The 19,023-nt window shown below is 38.0% G+C and carries 20 protein-coding genes and 1 other RNA gene; 8 read left to right on the forward strand and 13 right to left on the reverse strand.

All coding sequences use genetic code 11. The annotated features are described in order from the left end of the window. Positions 1 to 180: 180 nt before the first annotated feature. A complete protein-coding gene (locus AB1H92_RS11640; protein WP_115362500.1) occupies positions 181 to 819 on the forward strand; it encodes a spore coat protein in 639 nt (212 codons plus the stop codon). 127 nt (positions 820 to 946) lie between these two features. Next, positions 947 to 1,606, forward strand: coding sequence for an HAD family phosphatase (locus AB1H92_RS11645; RefSeq protein WP_115362502.1), 660 nt, complete (start codon positions 947 to 949; stop codon positions 1,604 to 1,606). 111 nt (positions 1,607 to 1,717) lie between these two features. Here the strand turns inward: AB1H92_RS11645 and AB1H92_RS11650 are convergent, their stop codons facing one another. From AB1H92_RS11650 to AB1H92_RS11685, 8 genes are all read right to left on the reverse strand, one after another. Then, positions 1,718 to 1,957, reverse strand: a complete 240-nt coding sequence (locus tag AB1H92_RS11650; protein ID WP_115362504.1) for a 4Fe-4S binding protein — start codon at positions 1,955 to 1,957, stop codon at positions 1,718 to 1,720. A 526-nt stretch (positions 1,958 to 2,483) separates the two neighbouring features. Further along, entirely contained in the window at positions 2,484 to 3,392 is a 909-nt protein-coding gene (metA, locus tag AB1H92_RS11655; protein ID WP_115362506.1) for a homoserine O-succinyltransferase, read from the reverse strand. Between the two features lie 156 nt (positions 3,393 to 3,548). Continuing rightward, positions 3,549 to 5,153, reverse strand: a complete 1,605-nt coding sequence (locus AB1H92_RS11660) for an ABC transporter permease (RefSeq protein ID WP_115362508.1) — start codon at positions 5,151 to 5,153, stop codon at positions 3,549 to 3,551. Then, positions 5,153 to 6,070, reverse strand: coding sequence for an ABC transporter ATP-binding protein (locus tag AB1H92_RS11665; RefSeq protein ID WP_115362510.1), 918 nt, complete (start codon positions 6,068 to 6,070; stop codon positions 5,153 to 5,155). The genes AB1H92_RS11660 and AB1H92_RS11665 overlap by 1 nt, the downstream gene beginning before the upstream one ends. Positions 6,071 to 6,318: 248 nt before the next feature. Beyond that, positions 6,319 to 6,939, reverse strand: coding sequence for a hypothetical protein (locus AB1H92_RS11670; protein ID WP_115362512.1), 621 nt, complete (start codon positions 6,937 to 6,939; stop codon positions 6,319 to 6,321). A gap of 72 nt (positions 6,940 to 7,011) precedes the next feature. Further along, positions 7,012 to 7,326 (reverse strand): multidrug efflux SMR transporter, encoded by a 315-nt coding sequence (locus AB1H92_RS11675; protein ID WP_115362514.1) that lies wholly within the window; start codon positions 7,324 to 7,326, stop codon positions 7,012 to 7,014. A gap of 2 nt (positions 7,327 to 7,328) precedes the next feature. Further along, positions 7,329 to 7,676, reverse strand: a complete 348-nt coding sequence (locus AB1H92_RS11680; RefSeq protein ID WP_115362516.1) for a multidrug efflux SMR transporter — start codon at positions 7,674 to 7,676, stop codon at positions 7,329 to 7,331. Between the two features lie 134 nt (positions 7,677 to 7,810). Beyond that, positions 7,811 to 8,389 carry a TetR family transcriptional regulator gene (locus tag AB1H92_RS11685; RefSeq protein WP_115362518.1) on the reverse strand — a complete coding sequence of 193 codons (579 nt, stop codon included), beginning with the start codon at positions 8,387 to 8,389 and terminating at the stop codon, positions 7,811 to 7,813. Between the two features lie 124 nt (positions 8,390 to 8,513). Between AB1H92_RS11685 and ssrS the strand changes: the two genes are divergently transcribed. The 3 genes from ssrS (at position 8,514) to AB1H92_RS11700 (ending at position 10,128) form a co-directional block, all read left to right on the forward strand. Beyond that, positions 8,514 to 8,703: non-coding RNA, 6S RNA (ssrS, locus tag AB1H92_RS11690), on the forward strand. Positions 8,704 to 8,785: 82 nt separating this feature from the next. After that, positions 8,786 to 9,343: a DUF1273 domain-containing protein gene (locus tag AB1H92_RS11695; RefSeq protein ID WP_115362520.1), complete on the forward strand. Its 558-nt coding sequence runs from the start codon at positions 8,786 to 8,788 to the stop codon at positions 9,341 to 9,343. A 65-nt stretch (positions 9,344 to 9,408) separates the two neighbouring features. After that, positions 9,409 to 10,128 carry a glycerophosphodiester phosphodiesterase gene (locus AB1H92_RS11700; RefSeq protein ID WP_115362522.1) on the forward strand — a complete coding sequence of 240 codons (720 nt, stop codon included), beginning with the start codon at positions 9,409 to 9,411 and terminating at the stop codon, positions 10,126 to 10,128. Positions 10,129 to 10,254: 126 nt separating this feature from the next. On the opposite strand, the gene AB1H92_RS11705 is transcribed toward AB1H92_RS11700, so the two are convergent. Both AB1H92_RS11705 and AB1H92_RS11710 read right to left on the reverse strand, forming a co-directional pair. Next, on the reverse strand, positions 10,255 to 10,941 hold the full coding sequence (locus tag AB1H92_RS11705; RefSeq protein ID WP_115362524.1) for a GNAT family N-acetyltransferase: 687 nt from the start codon (positions 10,939 to 10,941) through the stop codon (positions 10,255 to 10,257). Continuing rightward, positions 10,938 to 12,050: a mandelate racemase/muconate lactonizing enzyme family protein gene (locus tag AB1H92_RS11710; RefSeq protein ID WP_115362525.1), complete on the reverse strand. Its 1,113-nt coding sequence runs from the start codon at positions 12,048 to 12,050 to the stop codon at positions 10,938 to 10,940. Before AB1H92_RS11710 ends, AB1H92_RS11705 begins: the two co-directional genes overlap by 4 nt. A 259-nt stretch (positions 12,051 to 12,309) precedes the next feature. Here AB1H92_RS11710 and AB1H92_RS11715 point away from each other — a divergent pair, with 259 nt between their 5' ends. After that, positions 12,310 to 13,158, forward strand: a complete 849-nt coding sequence (locus tag AB1H92_RS11715) for a LysM peptidoglycan-binding domain-containing protein (protein ID WP_115362527.1) — start codon at positions 12,310 to 12,312, stop codon at positions 13,156 to 13,158. Between the two features lie 805 nt (positions 13,159 to 13,963). Beyond that, positions 13,964 to 14,770, forward strand: coding sequence for a S1C family serine protease (locus AB1H92_RS11720; RefSeq protein ID WP_115362529.1), 807 nt, complete (start codon positions 13,964 to 13,966; stop codon positions 14,768 to 14,770). Between the two features lie 18 nt (positions 14,771 to 14,788). Here AB1H92_RS11720 and AB1H92_RS11725 read toward each other — a convergent pair whose 3' ends face one another. Then, positions 14,789 to 16,390 (reverse strand): ribonuclease J, encoded by a 1,602-nt coding sequence (locus tag AB1H92_RS11725; protein ID WP_115364141.1) that lies wholly within the window; start codon positions 16,388 to 16,390, stop codon positions 14,789 to 14,791. A gap of 226 nt (positions 16,391 to 16,616) precedes the next feature. Between AB1H92_RS11725 and AB1H92_RS11730 the strand changes: the two genes are divergently transcribed. Continuing rightward, positions 16,617 to 16,898 (forward strand): alpha/beta-type small acid-soluble spore protein, encoded by a 282-nt coding sequence (locus AB1H92_RS11730; RefSeq protein ID WP_115362531.1) that lies wholly within the window; start codon positions 16,617 to 16,619, stop codon positions 16,896 to 16,898. Positions 16,899 to 16,944: 46 nt separating this feature from the next. Here the strand turns inward: AB1H92_RS11730 and AB1H92_RS11735 are convergent, their stop codons facing one another. Together AB1H92_RS11735 and AB1H92_RS11740 are read right to left on the reverse strand one after the other, a co-directional pair. Beyond that, positions 16,945 to 17,199, reverse strand: coding sequence for a hypothetical protein (locus tag AB1H92_RS11735; RefSeq protein WP_115362533.1), 255 nt, complete (start codon positions 17,197 to 17,199; stop codon positions 16,945 to 16,947). A gap of 101 nt (positions 17,200 to 17,300) precedes the next feature. Then, complete coding sequence (locus AB1H92_RS11740) at positions 17,301 to 18,758, reverse strand: hypothetical protein (protein ID WP_115362535.1); 1,458 nt, start codon at positions 18,756 to 18,758, stop codon at positions 17,301 to 17,303. Positions 18,759 to 19,023: the final 265 nt, after the last annotated feature.

The following is a 19,023-nucleotide window of genomic DNA, read 5'->3' on the forward strand; positions in this document are numbered from 1 at the left end:
ATCCTGATTTAGAAATTTTCCAATCTAGCCTTAGTCATTTGAATAAGGATTAAAAGATGTTTCTCTAGAATAGTAATTTCAGATAATGATTTTTCCTGTTCATACACACATATTTCTACATCCCTCAACCATACTAAGTACGCTACAAAAATGAAGTGACAACAGGAGGATCATTAAAATATGCATACCGAACCGAACAAACAGCCTCAAAATATGCAAACAGGGTATGTCCCCCCACAAATGAACCACGGAGGACACGAACTATTTGATGTACATGAAGTATTATCCGCAACAATCGGAGCATTAAACCAAGCAATGATTTTACGTCCGCATGTCAAAGACCCTGAACTACTCGATATTTTGGATCGCCAACACCGGTTTTCGTTAGACGAATATAATATTACCGTGGAAGCTTTTAAAACGGGGAAAGACCCATCTCACCCAACCGGTACGTATATGATGAAACAAGAAAATGATTTTGTTTATGGGATGAAGTCGACCCAGCCTAAATCCCCAATGCAACCAGGCGCTGAAATTTCAGATGAAATGATTTCCGGCTTTTTGCTTAGTTCTGCGAAAACAGGAGCAACTGCGCGTGCAGCTGCTGCGCTCGAAACTTGTAACCCTGTGCTGCGCCGTGTACTTGCTGATTCCATACCAAACTGTATTGAAATGGCATATGAATTATCCATTTACCAAAATAAACATCATTATTATCAAGTACCACAACTCGCACCGGAAGATATGCAAGGCCTGTTAAATGCTTATACGACGAGTCAAGGTCAACCTAGTATGCCCCCGCCAACGAATTTACAATGATAATATTCAAGCCAAGCGTAAAAGCTTGGCTTTTTTATCGTAAACCAACAATTAGATCATTGCGGTAGTCAAATAAACAAGGTATCATTTAAGTTATCATTATTTTATGAAAGAATGGGTGAAGCAGATGCGCGTAGCAATATTCGACTTTGATGGAACTTTATATTCAAAAGAAACGTACCAAATTATGATGGACCATTTAAAAGAACATCCTTTATACCGCAAAAGATATCCTCAATTTATGCGAACAATTTTACCACCATATATTGCGAGCAAAGCAAAAATCTATCCAACCGAGAAAATGCGCGAACGTTCTATGCAGATTTACTTAAATGCATTAAACGAACTAACAATCGAAGAAGTTGATATTTACTTTGAACAAATTGCACAAAAAATGCGCGAAGACTTCAACGAAGCAATTGTTGCCAAAGTAAAAGAACATGCTTCTGACGATTTTTATATGATGTTGGTATCGGGTGCATATACGCCTTTACTACATACAGCTGTTCAAGGTTTGCCTTTTGACACGATTATTGGGACAGATATCCCCGTTGCGAATGGGAAAATTACTTCAAAATCGCCAATTTATCATATTCAAGGAACTAGGAAAAACGAGAAAATCCAACAAGTCTTACACGGTAAGAAAATAGATTGGCAAAACAGTTTTGCTTATGCAGATAGCTACTCTGACTTATCGGTCTTAAGCTTAGTCGGCAATCCTGTCGCCGTTCAACCCGAACCGAAACTCCAAACAATCGCGGAAAGGCGAGAATGGACCATCCTATGAACACAACAAAAAACACCAATCTTGTGTAGAGACTGAACTGCTAACGATTGGTGTTTTTACTCCGATAATAAAAAAGAGTACACGGACAATTGTCGTGTACCTTTTCGAGAATTATGCAATATTATAAAATGACTTTGCTTTTTCCAAAAACGGCAGATCTTCATCTAGTAAATCTTCTTCGTGGTAAATTGCGTCTACTGGACAAGCAGCCACACAAGCACCGCAATCAATACAAACATCTGGATCGATAAAGTATTGATCTTCTCCTTCTTCAATACAATCTACTGGACAAACGAGAACACAATCTGCGGCTTTTTCTGTAATACATGCTCCTGTAATGACATAAGCCAATCATAACGCCTCCTTCTCATCAATTTACTCGACTTCTATGTCTATATAAATAGTTTAATATACTTTAATGGAAATAAAAACCGAAATGACTTTGATTTAGTCGAATAGAATTTCCCCTCTAGACTTTTCGCTATAGATAAGGTATAATAAAGTATTGTTAGAAATGGTAGCATACAATACTTGATACTCTGGCATTCTACGGAATGTTTTTGAAGATTCTTATTCACACTGGCGCGACTTAGGGGTCGTAAGGACGTAAGAGTAGGTAGGGCTTACGTTGTTTAAGGTAAGAAAACTCCCCAGTGGAACAATTACCGCGGTTTAGAAAGAAAAACTTTCTATAATGATAATTCGATAATACGAATTTTAATAACATAATTCAACAATGGTTGTTACCGAGGAACTCATACGAAAAGCGCTCAAGGTCTAAATGTAGCTCACTTTGACCGAAGTGACTTGTACGTTTTCAGTTCCTAAATAAAAACAAAGGGATATGCTCCTATTATGGGCATATCTCTTTTCCAATTTATTTCCACTCAAAAGGCGTTTGTTGATAGACATAATAATTAAGCCAATTTGAAAAAAGTAAATGCGTATGAGATCGCCACGTATTTAACGGTTGTTTCGTCGGATCATCATTTGGGAAATAATTTTCCGGTACGTCGATTGTTAATCCTTTATTTATATCACGTTCATATTCTTCTCCCAGTGTCCCCGCATCATATTCTAAATGTCCTGTAAGCATAATATGCTTTCCATTCTCAGACATAATCATGAATGCGCCCGCATCTTTTGAATGTGCAAGTAATTTAAGCTCAGGATGTTCTTTAATTTCTTTCATTGAAACGTCTGTATACCTAGAATGGGGGACGTTAAATTCATCATTAAAACCTCTCACTAGCTCTATAGTTGGGTCAGTTAACTGATGTTGATAGACACCCGAACACTTTTTTTCCAATGGGAATTTATTAATGCCATAATGATAATAAAGTGCCGCCTGTGCGCCCCAGCAAATATGTAAAACAGACGTCACATTGTCTTTTGACCATTCCATAATGTTCGTTAACTCTTCCCAGTAATTCACATCCTCAAAACGTAAATGCTCGATTGGTGCCCCGGTAATAATGAGTCCATCAAAACGACGATTTTTCACATCTTCAAAAGTCTCATAAAAATTGTCTAAATGTGATTTACTAATATTTTTCGATTCGTGGGTCGCTGTATGTAAAAATGTTACATTGACTTGAAGAGGTGTATTTCCTAAAAGACGTAAAAGCTGTAATTCCGTCCGTTCCTTCTCCGGCATTAAATTTAATATCGTGATGTTTAGCGGACGAATATCTTGAGTTGACGCACGTTCTTCATCCATTACAAATATTTTTTCTTGCTTTAATAATCGACGTGCTGGTAAAGCTTTCGGAATATTTATCGGCAACTTTCTCTCTCCTTTTTCAACTTGAAATCTTCCAATAAGTATACACTATTTTCTATCGATTTGGATATATCTGACTCGTCATTTTGATTTAAACTAATTGAAAATAAATAAACTCCTATATTAATCGCCTCTGAAAGTACTTCACAGACAATTTGATTATCCTGCAATATCCCTTTGTCGATAGCCAATGAATCCTATGACTGTGAGTACAACAGCAACAAGCACAATACTACTTATTTTCATATAGTCCATGTCTTCTACAGGTATTTGAGGAATATGTCCAAATGGCGAAATATTATTCATCCAATTAGGTACACCGAGTAAATTTCCTAAATAGACAACTATAAAAGAATAGACTAAGTATCCCCAACTAAAACTCGTAAACTTTGGAAATACTCCTATAAGAAATATCGCTAAACTTATCATGACAAGCATTGCCGGGAAATAAACGATTCCAGCATTATAAAAAGTGCCAAAAGAAATTTCTTCTTCCATAACCACACTTCCCGCAGACCAAAGTCCAATTATAGCAAAAGTTATCATCACAAAACTTACCAATACTGAAATCGCTAGCGAACTTCCAATCATTTGCCTACGCGATACTGCTAGACTGAGTAATTGTTCTGTCCGATTCTTTTTTTCTTCCCCAATCAATTTATTCATCGCCATAATCGCCGGTATTGTGCCAATCATAGCCATTATTGACATTAACATTGGTAAAAATTGTTCGGTTAATGAATACCCATCGACTGAGGAAAGTAGGACTCCTAACAATTCATTATCCGCAAAAAACAATTCCAAATCTCCTAATACGGAACCATAGGACACACCTAAAATAAACATACCAATCGACCAAGCAATTAAACCTGTACGTTGCAACCTAAAATAAAGCCCAAACGGACTTTGTAATAAAGGGGATGCATACTCTTTTCCAGGCTTCGCTACAATAAATCCCGCACCTAAATCTCGAAAAGCATTCAAGTAAAGTGCAACAATCGTTAATAATATTGACACGCCTATTGCTAGCATAATAGGCCACCAATAATTATTAACATACACTTCAGTTCCTAAAATCCAACCTAATGGCGAAAACCACGAAAGTACATGATCACCGATATCACCGATTGCGCGAATAATATACGCTATACCTAAAGTAGCGAAAGCAAATCCAATCGCCGCACGAGAATTTTCGGAAAGTTGAACGAATATTGCAGTCACCGCCGTAAATAGAATCCCAGTTGTGCCAAGAGCAGCACCATACAGAAGCGAACCTTCTAATCCCATACTCTCTATGCCAAGCGCATATAAGCTGAAACCAATCACATTTGCTAAAAGTATATTGACACCGCTTACAACAGTAATCGTTGCAGTGAGCGTTGACAGTCGCCCCGTCGGCAGTGATCGAATCATTTCAATACGCCCATCCTCTTCGTCCGCTCTTGTATGGCGTACAACTAATAAAATACTCATTAGTCCAAATGTAATCGCTGTAAATAGAAGCATTTCATGGGCAAACATTGCACCAATCGTATAGTTATCGATTCCATACGCCGGCCCAACCATTGCAGTCATCGCTGGATTTAACATTGTTTCAGCCATTGCCTGTCTTTCTTCAGCAGTTGAATACATCTCCGTAAAAGTTTGTGCGACTAAAATTGTAATTGCTGTAAGTGATAGAAGCCATAGTGGTATACGAATCCGATCCCGTCTTACTATTAAACATGAAAGCGCTCCTGTATTCATAAATAGTTGTCTGAACATTAAGAGACACCTCCTACTCCTAATTCTGGAGATGGTTTCGCACCTTCATAATGGCGCATAAATAAATCTTCCAATGTCGGCGGTGCAGTTTCCAATTTTACAATGCCATGCAGTGAAACAAATCTCATAACCTCGTCTAATTTTTCGCTATCGACATGCACCGTATATACTCCATCTGTTTCTTCAATATCGTGAACCCCTTCTAATTCCTTCAAAGTAAGCATAGGTTTCTTCGTTTCAACTTGAAGAATAATTCGTGTGAGATGACGTAACGATTGTAAAGACCCTGATTCGATAATTTCTCCTTTTCGAATGATGACCACTTTATCACAAAGACGTTCAACCTCAGATAAAATATGGCTGGATAACAATACACTTTTCCCTGCACTTTTTGCTTCCAGTACACATTCTTGAAACACTCTTTCCATTAGCGGGTCCAGACCAGATGTTGGTTCATCCAAAATATACAAGTCTGCATCAGATGCAAATGCTGAGATCAAAGCAACTTTCTGGCGATTTCCTTTTGAATATGTTCTGCATTTTTTCGTCGGATCTAAATCGAACCTTCGAATCAGTTCATCTCTGCGACATTTATGATTGGATCCTCGAAACTTAATAAATAAATCGATTACTTCACCACCCGTTAAATTCGGCCATAAATTGACATCTCCAGGAACGTATGCAATCCGTTGATGAATGTCTACAGCCTCTTTCCACGCATCCATCCCGAAAATCTTTGCGTCACCGGAAGTTGCTTTCAATATGCCTAGCAAAACACGAATGGCTGTCGATTTACCGGCACCATTCGGACCGATAAATCCGACAACCTCACCTTTATTCACTTCAAGATTAATCTGGTTTAACGCAGTGAAACTACCAAACTGCTTCGTTACATTCTTTATTTGTAAGACATTCATTAGACATTCTCCTTCTCATAGCATGCTTTCTGAAGTACAGCTAAATAAGTGACAAACTCGTCTAAATAAAGTGCATTATTAATGGTAACAGTTCTTCCCAATCTATATGCTTAGAAATCAGCACTAGACCAATCTGATCGACTACAAAATAACACAGTTCAACCAAGGTGACCAATGTTCACCATCAATATTCTTCCTAACTAAAAAACGTTAGACACAATTTTGCATTTTGTGCCTAACGTTTCTGTTCATTCAATACTTTTCTCACGTTCTTTTGTCTGTTCATCGGCTATAGATGATGCATTTACTTTTATAAACTTTGTCATATAAGCGGAAGTTGCTTCGTATCCTGTACCAATTTTTTCGCTGAGATAATTGGTCCGTTCATATAAGATAGAACGGAAATGATCAATCTTCCTTAATATTTTTTCCGTCAACGCTTCTTGATTTTCTAATCGTTCGATCACTTCTGTTTGAAATGCTTCATGATTTGATAATTTCTCCGACATTTCTTTTTGCAAGTTGATTTGTTGATCGACTTTCTCAGAGAGCGTCTTATTTTCCTCATGCAATTGAGCCATAGATTTTACAGCTTGCTCATCGTCAACAGATCGCCTTTGTTGGTTATCATACAATTCTTCGATATGATAACGGACGTTTGCCATTCTCCTCGCCTGTATTCTCGATTGTTTTTTATAAGTATTTTCGATTTCTTGTAGCGATTTATATAATTTATCATTCGCTGTTTGCTGTGCTTTCATTATTTCTGCAATATTATCTTGCCGAAATATGTTTTGATTTGGCTCAATGAGTTCATCATCATTTTTGAATATTTTCGGGTTTTTATCTGGATTCATAAATAAACCCATTCCTTCTCCTCCCTCTTTTCTTTATCGTATGCACGTAAGTTGAATATCGGGAGTTAAAAATCGAGTGACTACTTATGACAGGGCTTTTAATCCAACGACGCCAATAATGATAAGTCCCACACTAATGATTCTTCCTATACTTTTTGATTCATCAAAAACAATCATGTTAATAAGCACTGCTCCTGCCGTTCCAATCCCTATCCAAACCGCATAAGCGATACTAACTTGTAAATATTTAAAAGAAACATATAAAAAGGCAAACGAGGCAGCAAAACCCAGCCCGTAAATGAGTCCATTTTGCCATGTTTTTTTCTGACTAAACATTTTTAGACCAATAACCCCAACGACTTCACTTATTGCAGCCAAAAATACAAACAACCATCCCATTGCTATGCAAGTCCTTTCTCTCTCTTTTCCTCATCAGCTTTATCGGCTAAATTTAATCCGATGACACCGATAACTAAAATAATAATAAACGCGACTTTGCCAAACCCTAAACTGCCGCCAAATAAAAAAACATCCATTAACGCAGTACCGACCGTACCAATTCCGGCAAAGATGGCATAAACCGTTCCTGTCGGTAGTTCTTCACATGCTTTCGTTAAATAGTGGAAGTCTATAAAAATAAATACTACAATCAATATCCAATGCCACCAACTGCTTGCCACATTAAATCCATATATCCATACCAATTCAAAAAAGCTTGTTAATGCGACATATATCCATTTTTTCTCCAAAATAACTCCCTCTACCTTCTAGTGACTGATTGTCATTCACTTAGTTTGTAAAATAAAATGGAAATCTTTATTACACGATCCCATTCTTACCGGCTGGACGAGTTCATTCTAAACTTTGCCCCCAGCCTTATACTTTATTGCTTTACGCCTAATGCATGAAGCAAAAATAACAACACTTCTTCTTTTTGACGATTCACTTCTGTTTCATCGGTCACGTCATACAAATACACTTGTTCAGCCGCAGATTCCACTAGCCCAATTAATAGCTTGGAAGTTCGCTCGATATTTATCGTATCTCGAACCACTTTTGCTTGTTCGGCTTCTATTAGGAGTGCGCTGATCCATTGATAAAATGGAGCATAGACAGTTTCCCACTCTTTTAAATGTTCGGTGGACGCAAGCCCTGCATAAATCAGCGCTTGGATTTCATTATACTCTCGTGCAACAAGAAAAATTGCCCCTACTAATTGTTCTAGTTTCTCTTGAAATGGCGCATCCTCTTGCACGGTATCTTTCACAATATCCATCGTTTTTTCTACCATCACTTCTGCAATCGCAGGCATCAAAGCAAGCTTTGATGAAAAATATAAATAAAAAGTGCCTTGTGCAATGCCGGCATTTTTCACAATATCAGAAACAGTTGTTTTATCAATTCCTTTTTCTCGAAACATCTGAATGGCTGCATGAACGATGTTCTCCTTTTTACTCATCAAATTTCCCCTCCAAACATAATGACTGATTGTCATTCATTATATAATTTATTTAAATTAGAAGCAATGGAATGATCAACGGGTCATCGCCTATTGTCTTTTCCCTTTCCTTCCTGTATACTTACGTTACAAGCTGCATTGTTCGTATTACAATTAAGTTTTAACCTTTATACAGTAAAAGGGAGTTTTACATCGAAATTGGAATGGCAGGCTTTACACATTATTTGTAAAGACAAACAGGAAGATTTCTGCAAGCACCCACTTGGAAAAGTGTGGTTTAAAACTTTCTAAATAAATACGGCAGAGGCGGCTTTGTACATAAGTCTATCCAAGTCAGTTTCCTAGTGAAACTGGCTTTTTTATTGATTAACGATTAATATTTTCCAGGAGGTAATATATATGAAGAGGATTTTTGTGACAGGTTACAAACAACATGAATTAGGCATATTTGACGACAAACACCCTGGTATCCCCATTATTAAAAAAGCATTAAAAAGTCAATTTATCTCTTTAATTCCTGAAGGATTAGAATGGATTATTGTCAGTGGACAGCTCGGCGTAGAACTGTGGGCGACTGAAGTTATTCTGGAACTTCAAGAAGAATATCCTCAGTTGAAGTATGCTGTCATCACTCCTTTTATTGATCAAGAGCAAAATTGGAATGACGCCAATAAAGAAAAGTATCAATCCATGTTGGTTCATGCAGATTATCAGGTGAGCTTAACCTCCACACCTTATGAAGCCCCTTGGCAATTTACTGAGAAAGATAAGTTTATTATTCGCAATTCGGATGGGATGGTGCTCGTCTATGACGCTGAAAATGATGGGTCTCCGAAATTTGTAAAAAGATTAGTCGAACGCTATATGGAAACTACAGACTATCTATTAATGACCATCACTGCTGACGATTTAAATTTTATTGCTGAAGAAGAGCAGCTGAAAGAATGGTATGAATAGGAACATTACACACATCTACTAACATACACTATAGGATGTTGCAAAGTTGAGTTAGGAGTGGAAAAATGCAAATTTATGCCCATCGTGGTTCCTCGGGCCTCTACCCGGAAAACACATTAGCGGCCTTTCTGGATGCAGCCCAATTACAGATCACCGGAATAGAATTAGATGTTCACCTTACAAAAGATCATGAACTTGTCGTGATTCATGATGAAATGATTAATCGAACATCGAATGGTCAAGGTTTTGTGAAAGATTTAACAGTAGACGAGCTAAAAACGTATGACTTTGGAATTCGTTTTTCAAAAGCCTTTCAAGGTGAGAAAATTCCTTTATTGGCAGAAGTGCTCGAGATTTTTTCAGAGACAAATCATCTGATCAATATCGAACTTAAAACGGATGTTGTACGCTACGAAGGCATTGAGGAGAAAGTGCTACAACTCGTTCACGAAATGGGAATCGCACACCGCGTCATCATTTCTTCATTTAACCATCAATCCATCCAAATCATAAAAGATTTGGACCCACACATTCAAACTGCTGCACTGGCCATGAAAGGGTTCGCCGATCCTTTTCATTATTTACACGAACTCCAAGCCGATGCACTTCATATTTCTCACCGGGCAATTCGGAACCCATCCATTCAACGACTAATCGCCCAAGGGGTTCCCGTGCGTGCCTTTACTGTGAACAAACCGAGGACAATGCTAGCGCTAAAAAAAATGGGTGTGCAGGCAATTTTTACTGACTATCCAGAAAAAATGATGGCTTACTTAGATTACTAAATGCAAAAAAGTAAAGATGGACAAATCCTTCTTTACTTTTTTGTTTTGCTGTTAATAGAGGAGAAGTTATTCGTTAACGAATAACTTCTCCTCTATTAATTAAACTTTAGATGAATCCAACCAAAGTCACTCGTACTTCTCATAAGCTATTGTCCATTCCTCATCTACCTTTTGCATACTTGTCCCTATCCAACCTTCTGCTAAAAGGGCTTGCTGTTTTTTCGTATCAGCCATATCAATCAAGATTCGATCCGTAGCATGTCTTTCTTCTTGTTGTAAGTCTTTCATGAACACATACCTCAACATATCGTCATACTTTTCCTTTAGCGCAACAATTTGTAAATCGTGTGCAAACTTGTCTAACAGGCTCGCAATATTAAATGGCGCCACTGTTGCACAAATGTACCGATGCTTTTCTTGATCAATTTTATTAAAAATAATTTTTCCTAATAATTTTTGTAAGCCGTTCCCACGAAAACTCGGCTTCACATTCGACACCTCAGAATAAATCACTGACCGCCACTCTTCTTTTTCAAGTCCCGCATCTTCGCCTAAATGGTCTTCTTCATTTTCATCAGGAATTAAAAGCGCTCTAAATGCGACTAAATCTTCTTCGTGAAAAGCCCCTATCATCAATCCATTTCCCGTTACTATATGTGAAAACTCTTCTTTAGATAGTGGTTGTAAAAAAGAGTCTATCGTTAATGATTGAATGACTTCAATTTGAAGTGCTTGAAGTGCCTCGATATGTTCCACTGTACATTCTTTAATTGTTATTTCTTTTTCATTTCTCAAAACATGTTTTTCATTCATGATGAAACCTTCCCTGTAAAGCTTGTTAGTTTTTGTAATTGTTGTTCATCTACATCAATGCCGAGCCCTGGTTTTTCATTCAAACGGATAAAAGGAACGTCATAATGCAAGTTGCCGATATCTTCTTTAAACTTTAACGGTCCTGTTAGTTCAACACTCGTCATCACTTTTTTGGAAAAAGCGACGTGAAATCCTGCTGCCGATCCAACAGAAGACTCAACCATTGACCCAACTTGACATTCCATGCCTGCCATTTCAGCCATATGTGCAAGTTTCATCGCAGGGTAAATCCCTCCGCACTTCATCAATTTAATATTTACCTTATCCGCAGCTCGTTTCGCAATAATTTCCCTCATCTCACGGACACCACGCAAACCTTCATCAATCATGACTGGCGTATGTGTTTTCGCCTTCACTTCAACCATGCCATCAATATCATCCGCAAGTACAGGTTGTTCAATCCAATCGAGTGCACAATGTTCTAACTTTCGAAGACCGAGTAACGTGTTACCGCTATTTGTCCATCCTTGATTGACATCGACGCGAATGGCGATTTCATCACCTACACGTTCTCTCACCGCTTCAATCCTTCTCACGTCGTCCATCACTTGTTCGCCGACTTTCATTTTCAACGAACAATAACCCGACGCGACTCTTTCTTCCGCTTCGTTAGCCATTTCTTCAGGAGACGCTATACTTAACACATGTGTAATTGGAAATTCTGCGTGATATCTCCCGCCCAACAAATCATAAACAGGCACACCTAAATATTTTCCAACAACGTCATAACAAGCAATATCCAGCGCCGCTTTAGCAGTCGGTACCCCATAAATTGCCGCATCCATAATGTCGTGAATACGTTCCATATTCTTCGGATCTTCACCAATTAATTTTGGTGCTAACGTATTTTTAATCACTTCAAATGTAGATGTCAAACTTTCTCCCGTCACATGCTCGTCCGCAACACCTTCCCCGTACCCAACATGCCCTGTATCTGTTGTGATTTTTACAATAATAGAAGGCATATCGTCATAACGTGCATAACTAATCACAAAAGGTTCATATAGCGGCAGACGAATCGCAAAAATTTCTATCTCTGTAATCTTCATCTTTATCAAATCCTCTCGTACTTCTTATCTTTGAATACTTTATTTTTACAAGTTTCTATTTAATCCTACCGTTTATTTCATTTCAATTCAAAAAGTTTTTCTTATACCGCGCTAATATTACAAAAATATTACATTTCGTGTCCTTGTATATATTTTAGTAGCCATGGTTACTACTACTCTAAAGGCGAAATGCTCATATGAACAAAAGAAGCCTTTTGGAATATGAAAATGTTGAATTTAAAGAGGAGGAAATTTTTTTATGCAAAGACATATCGTAGGTCTAATGCTTGCAATCGCATTAGTCATAGGATTGACTGGAGGACAAGCTACAGTAGAAGCATCTTCCACGTACAATGTTCAAACTGGAGACACAGTATGGGACATCGCACAAAACGATGATATTAGCGTAGATGACTTGTTTACTTGGAATGAATTAGAATCACAGTCACCGCATACCTTAACTGAACAAGAAAAAAAGATTGAAAGTAAAAACGGCACTTATATCGTCCAAAAAGGGGATACACTTTCTAAAATTGCAAAAATGCATCAAATCTCCTTATCGAACTTGATGAATTGGAATGGATTAACAGGTCACTTAATCTATCCTGGACAAGAACTATCCGTAGATGGCAAGAATCCAAAAGCACCACCCAAAAATGTCGCAAAGGCGGTAACCCCATCTACCCCTGCCACGGAAAATAAAACAACAAAAGAGCCAACAAAACAACCTGCTCAGAATAATAAGGCAGCGAATCAAACAACAAATAAAACTGCGAACAATTCAACCAAAAGCAACCAAGCTCCAGTATCGGCATCCGGGAAAGAAATGACGGTCACTGCTACCGCCTATACCGCATATTGCCAAGGTTGTTCGGGAACAACCTATACAGGAATTGATTTACGGGCAAATCCGCATCTTAAAGTTATCGCGGTCGATCCGTCCATCATCCCTCTCGGCTCCCGTGTATGGGTTGAAGGTTACGGTGAAGCAATCGCTGGTGATATCGGCGGTGCCATTAAAGGGAATATCATTGATGTCTTCATTGAAAATCAACAAGATGCATTAAACTGGGGACGTCGAACAGTACAAATTAAAGTTTTAGACTAAGGTATATACGAAAGACAAAGTCAGTACTGACTTTGTCTTTTTTCATGAAATAATTTAAAAAGAATTCAGTACGAGTAAAATATTTGTGGGGGATAAATAAAAATTCCATAACACAATTAATCTCCGTTCCAATCGGACGCTTTCCGCGGGCACGGCTTCAATCTCCTCGTCGCTGCGCTCCTGCGGGGCTTTCAGCTCGCGCTGTTCCCGCTGGAGTCGCCGATCTCCACTCCGATTAATTGATATGCACATGGAATAATTTAGATTAAAATGCATCAAAAAAAGGGCCCTCTTCTTGTATAGTGAAGTTTGCACTCAAACACTACAGGAATGAACCCACATAATTTAGAGTTACACTAAATTAACAACATTGAAAGAGATAGAAACGGATTTTTTTCAAACACCTCAACAAACTAAAGTTATTTATAAACAAGTTTTATTAAGTTATATGCACTTATAGAAATATATATAAAGAATCTCTGTTGATTGGAGTGCAGAGCGGCGACTCCGGTGGGATTAGCGGGACAGGTGAGACCCCGCAGGAACGCGGTTTTCGTGACGAGGAGGCTCACCGCCCGCCCCACGGAACGCGTCCGCTCGGAACGGAAATCAACATGGTTTATTTGGCATTTTTAAAAACGGGGTACTAAACTATTTAAGAAGAAAAAACTTATGCTTAGAAAAGTACCTACAAAAACTTGACTCAATCAGAATTCATAAAGATCATGCGCTTTTCAATTCCCTGTTAAATGCTATCATGAATATACATAGTAGTTGCACCCCTCTCATGAAGGAAGTGTAAATAATGAAAGATGATCACCATTCTTCTGATGAATTAACGGAAGAAGAGTTTATTGAACTTGTATTAGAGGAACAGCAAGAGGCATTAAGAAAAGCTAGACTTGAAAAAGATGCACCAAAACCAAAGCGGCCATTTCCAAGATGGACCTTTTGGATAATGGCACTTGTTCTTACATTTAGTACATTTTCTGCTATTTTTGAAGTATATTCTATCCCCGCGATTGAATTTCTAAAAACGTCTGCAAAATTATCGCAAGATGAGGAAATCGCTGACTTCAAAAAATCAGTGGTCGTTGTCACAACTGATGATGGGAAAGGAACCGGATTTTCGATTACAAGTGATGGTAAAATCATTACAAATTATCATGTGATTGAAGGAAATAATCGAGTCATTGTTACGTTTCCTGACGATGGACGATTTACGGCTACAGTGGTTGATACCTTTCCCACCATTGATCTTGCTGTACTTCAAGTCGATGGTAAAAATCTTCCGTTTTTAACCGTTGCTGATGAAATCGATTTTTCTACGGAAGCACCGATTCGTTTTATCGGAAATCCGCTTAGTTTCCATGGAATCGCCAATGAAGGAACGTTGCTTGATTTTACACAGTTGTCTGACTGGGATAAAGAAGTGATGATGATTCAAGCACCTGTCTATCGTGGGAATAGTGGAAGTCCGGTCTTTAACCAAAACGGTGACGTGATCGGTGTTATTTTTGCAACCATGACGGACCATACATACGGAAAAATCGGTCTCGTTGTGCCAATCGAATACTTCCATCAAGCACATGAAAAACCAGGTGAAGAGTAAGATTCTTCACCTGGTTTTTTACACTTCTATTACGACAGGCAGGATCATTGGCCTTCTTTTCGTTTCAACATATAACAGCTGCTCGGTCGCTTTTTTCAGTGTCTGTCTAACAATCCCTTGCTGATTTCTGTTCACACCTTGCAATTCAGCCACTTTCTTAATCACTAACTCATTTACTTCTTGCATCAATTCTTCCGCATCACGCCTATACACAAATCCTCTAGAGATGATGTCTGGATTAGAAACAAGCTCCCCGTTTTTTCGATTAATCGTCACGACAATTATCACAATGCCTTCCTCGGATAAAAGTTTTCGGTCACGTAGGACGACATTGCCGACATCACCAATGCCTAATCCATCTACAAAAATATGCCCGGAATGAACCGACTTCGTTTGACGGGCTTCTCCACCTGTAATTTCGATGACATCACCGTTATTCATAATGAAGATATTATCTAATTCGATGCCGACAGATTCAGCAAGTGAGCGATGCTTATGAAGCATTCTAAATTCACCGTGAATCGGCATAAAATATTTCGGTTTCATCAGCGTTAACATAAGCTTTAACTCTTCCTGACACGCATGTCCCGAAACATGTAATCCCGTTCCTGAACCATAAATAACATTTGCGCCAAGATGCAGTAAATTATCAATCACTTGTGTCACGTTTTTTTCATTGCCAGGAATTGGCGATGAGGCAAAAATCACAGTATCATCAGGATGAATCTCCACTTGACGAAAATTAGATGTCGATAGTCGAGATAACGCAGCCATTGCTTCCCCTTGACTTCCCGTACATAATATAGCGACTTCTTCCGGGTCAAATTGGTTGATATCTTGCTTTTCAATTATCATGCCTTCCGGAATATGCAAATAGCCAAGCTCCTCCGCTACGGACACGACATTCACCATACTTCGACCAAGTAAGACAAGTTTACGATTTGTTTTATATGCAGCATCTACCACTTGTTGGACACGATGAACATTTGACGCGAAAGTAGAGATAAATATTTTTTTCCGTGCTTTTCTAAACTCTTCTTCAATCTTTTTACCAATTATCCGCTCAGATGGGTTGAAGCCCGGTCGTTCTGCGTTTGTACTTTCCGATAATAAAAGCAACACACCTTTTGAACCGATTTCCGCCATTTTATTAATATCCGCATAATCATCATTAATTGGCGTAAAATCAAACTTAAAATCGCCGGTATGTACAACGATTCCCTCAGGCGTATGAAAAACAATTCCTAAACAGTCTGGAATACTATGATTTGTTTTAAAAAACGTGACATCCATCGTCCCGAAGTTCAAGCTTGAGTCCCCGTTAATAAGCTGCAAATCAGTATTTCGTAGAAGTCCATGTTCCTTTAATTTTATTTTAATTAATCCGAGCGTTAATCGCGTTGCATATACAGGAACATTAATTTGCTTTAAAAAATAAGGTATGCCGCCAATATGATCTTCATGTCCATGTGTAACGAGGAGACCACGAATTTTCTCTCGATTTTCTTTCAGATAAGCAATATCTTGGATAATTAAGTCTACCCCTAACGAACTTTCATCCGGAAACTTTGAACCACAGTCAACGATAACAATGTCATCCCCATATTGAATTACATACATATTTTTACCAATTTCATTTAGTCCACCTAACGCAAAAACGGATAATGTATTCGTATTCAAAGATAATAACCTCCTTATATCTATTCAGATTTCATTTACACGAAACTTGATTAAAGTATGTCCTAAACGGAATATATTATGAATTGGTTTGAAGCACTTAATTGCCCAAATTCAATTGGGTAACTCTTTGAATTATGGCAATCCTACTCAGAAAGGAGGACAGTCAATGGCTAAAAATAATAAAATTCTTGTACCCGAGGCAAGGGACGAATTAGATAAACTAAAAGTGGAAGTGATGAAGCAACAAGGTTTTCAAGTACCAAAAGATCATCCAGACAATGTTAAATTTGAAGTTGCAGATGAACTTGGGATTCCATTATCTAAGGGGAAAAACGGACAAATCACTGCGGAAAATGCTGGTAAAATTGGCGGTTCTATTGGCGGAAATATGGTGAAAGAAATGGTTAGAATGGCCCAACAGCAAATGGTAAATCGAGACAAGGAATAACATAAAGCAAAGAGAGATAGCAATCACAGTTGCTATCTCCCTTTAATTATTTATCTTGTTTCCGGTCTTCCGGAGAAAAATCTGAGCGTTCAAATTCCTCTGCTGCCTCGGCAAGTCGCATTTGAGCTTCCTGGTAATTTTCATTGCCATCTTTATGGTTTTGCGCTAAATTCTGTCGTGCAATTTCTTGCTGATTCAACCTTGGATCTCGATGTTGGATAAAGCTATTCGAATGTTCTTGACGATTTATATTGAGCTTTACCCCTCTATCATGATGTGATTTATTATCTTTTTTCGCCACAGTTGCCACTCCTTTGTTGGAATTAACGAATTGTGATTAGTATTCGCTGTTTCTGCGACGGTATACATGAACGAATTGCATGATGGTTTTTTTGGCCATGACTACAGATAATTCTTGGCTTTTCGTCTGCGCAACTTATTTCTAATTTTTTTACTAAAAGTTGCCGCAACGAGATAAAATGATAGCGCAATACCTGTAACCGCCGTGATAAGCGATATCCATTCAAACAGTGTATAATTCATAAAATCTTTCCACCCCGAATGCGTTTTCCAGTCTTCAATCACTAGATTCATCCCGTAAATACCTGAGATGACTGTGAAAATCGTAAGGATAAATAGCAACGTATTCATTCGGTCAGCCGCTAAGTTTTCTTGACTCTTATACAACGCTTGCAAAGTATTAGTCACTTCTTTGAAATACGAATCAATTTGGAAGGCTTTACGGAACATAATAGTCAATTCTTTTCCCTCTGCTCGCGTACTTACGTCTTTGTTATAATACAACGAAGAAAATAAAGTTATAAATTTGATAAGAGATTTTACATATTCATCATCTTTATCCCAGTCAATTTTACTATATTCATAAGCTACTCGAAGCAACATCGTTTTATAAAAATAATGCAAAAGATAATTATAATAGTGCGTTCCCATAAACTGAGATAGCATTCTCTCTGTATCATTTGGCAGTTCGTTTGAGATTGTCATAAAAGCGTGTCCAGTTATGATTGTGTATGTATGAGGCGCCCATCTGTCATGCATATATTTATTAAGAAAGCGTTGTACATAAGATGGATTATTTGCTGAAATAAAAACCTCACCATTCGGCGTTCGTCCATCTATAGTTCCCATTCGGTACAATTGATCCTCTGTAATTGGAGTATTATCCAGACTAAAAAGAAACGCCGAAACTAACATTCTTTCATCCTCAATGTAAGGGAATGAACCAAAATATCTATCTGGTTTCTCATCAGGCAACATGTATCTCTCCATTACCGGACAAAGCAATGTAAATAGAAAATCATAAACAGATATAGAATTTCCGCTTTGTGGATGCAATATGTATGCGCCGCGCTCTTCATCTAACTTAGACTCCACCGCTCTAAAATGTTGGGCAAAATCGAGAACGTCTGCAAGATCTTTTTCTTCTTTGTCCAACGTTACTCTTATCGTTAAAAATGCAAATCCAAAGGGGCCTAGCATAACATCTATAGTTGGAACATAAAACGGAAACGTCTTGCCATGAATACAAATGATAAAAGATTCTCCGATCGACTTCGTAAAACGGTGAAACCCATGTTCATTTAAGGATTCCGGAAACAGAATATGTTCTGTGTAAGGCAAAAAATATTGTTCTAGTTCTTGAGTATCAACTGAAATTTCGTCTCCAAATATATTTTCATGGTCCTTATTTTGGTCATTTAATTTAAAGAAAGCAAATCCATTCTCTTCGAGTGAACGAGCAAAATCCAACTTTTCTCCATTGTCAAACCCTACCGGTAAAATGAAGGAAAGATACGTTCGACCAATTGACAGTTCTGTTGCTTTTATTTTTTCTATCATTAGGTATCGCCCTTTCCACAAGCTTAAAGACTTGTAATGGGATTTCCCGAATGAGAGAAAAGTAAACCTACGCTATCCTTGAAGTCTTTCTGAAGATCAAGGAGATTTTAGGTTTCATTGAATAAAATTGGGGTATATTAAAAATACAAGGCTACATTACTAATTGAAGAACTGTGAATCACAGGGAACCATTTACGTGGAACTGCACAGCCTTGGCGGAAAATTTGCATGACTGACGGACAAACAATCTCGTCATGATTCTTAT

It is taken from the genome of Sporosarcina pasteurii, from assembly GCF_041295575.1.
GTDB lineage: Bacteria > Bacillota > Bacilli > Bacillales_A > Planococcaceae > Sporosarcina > Sporosarcina pasteurii.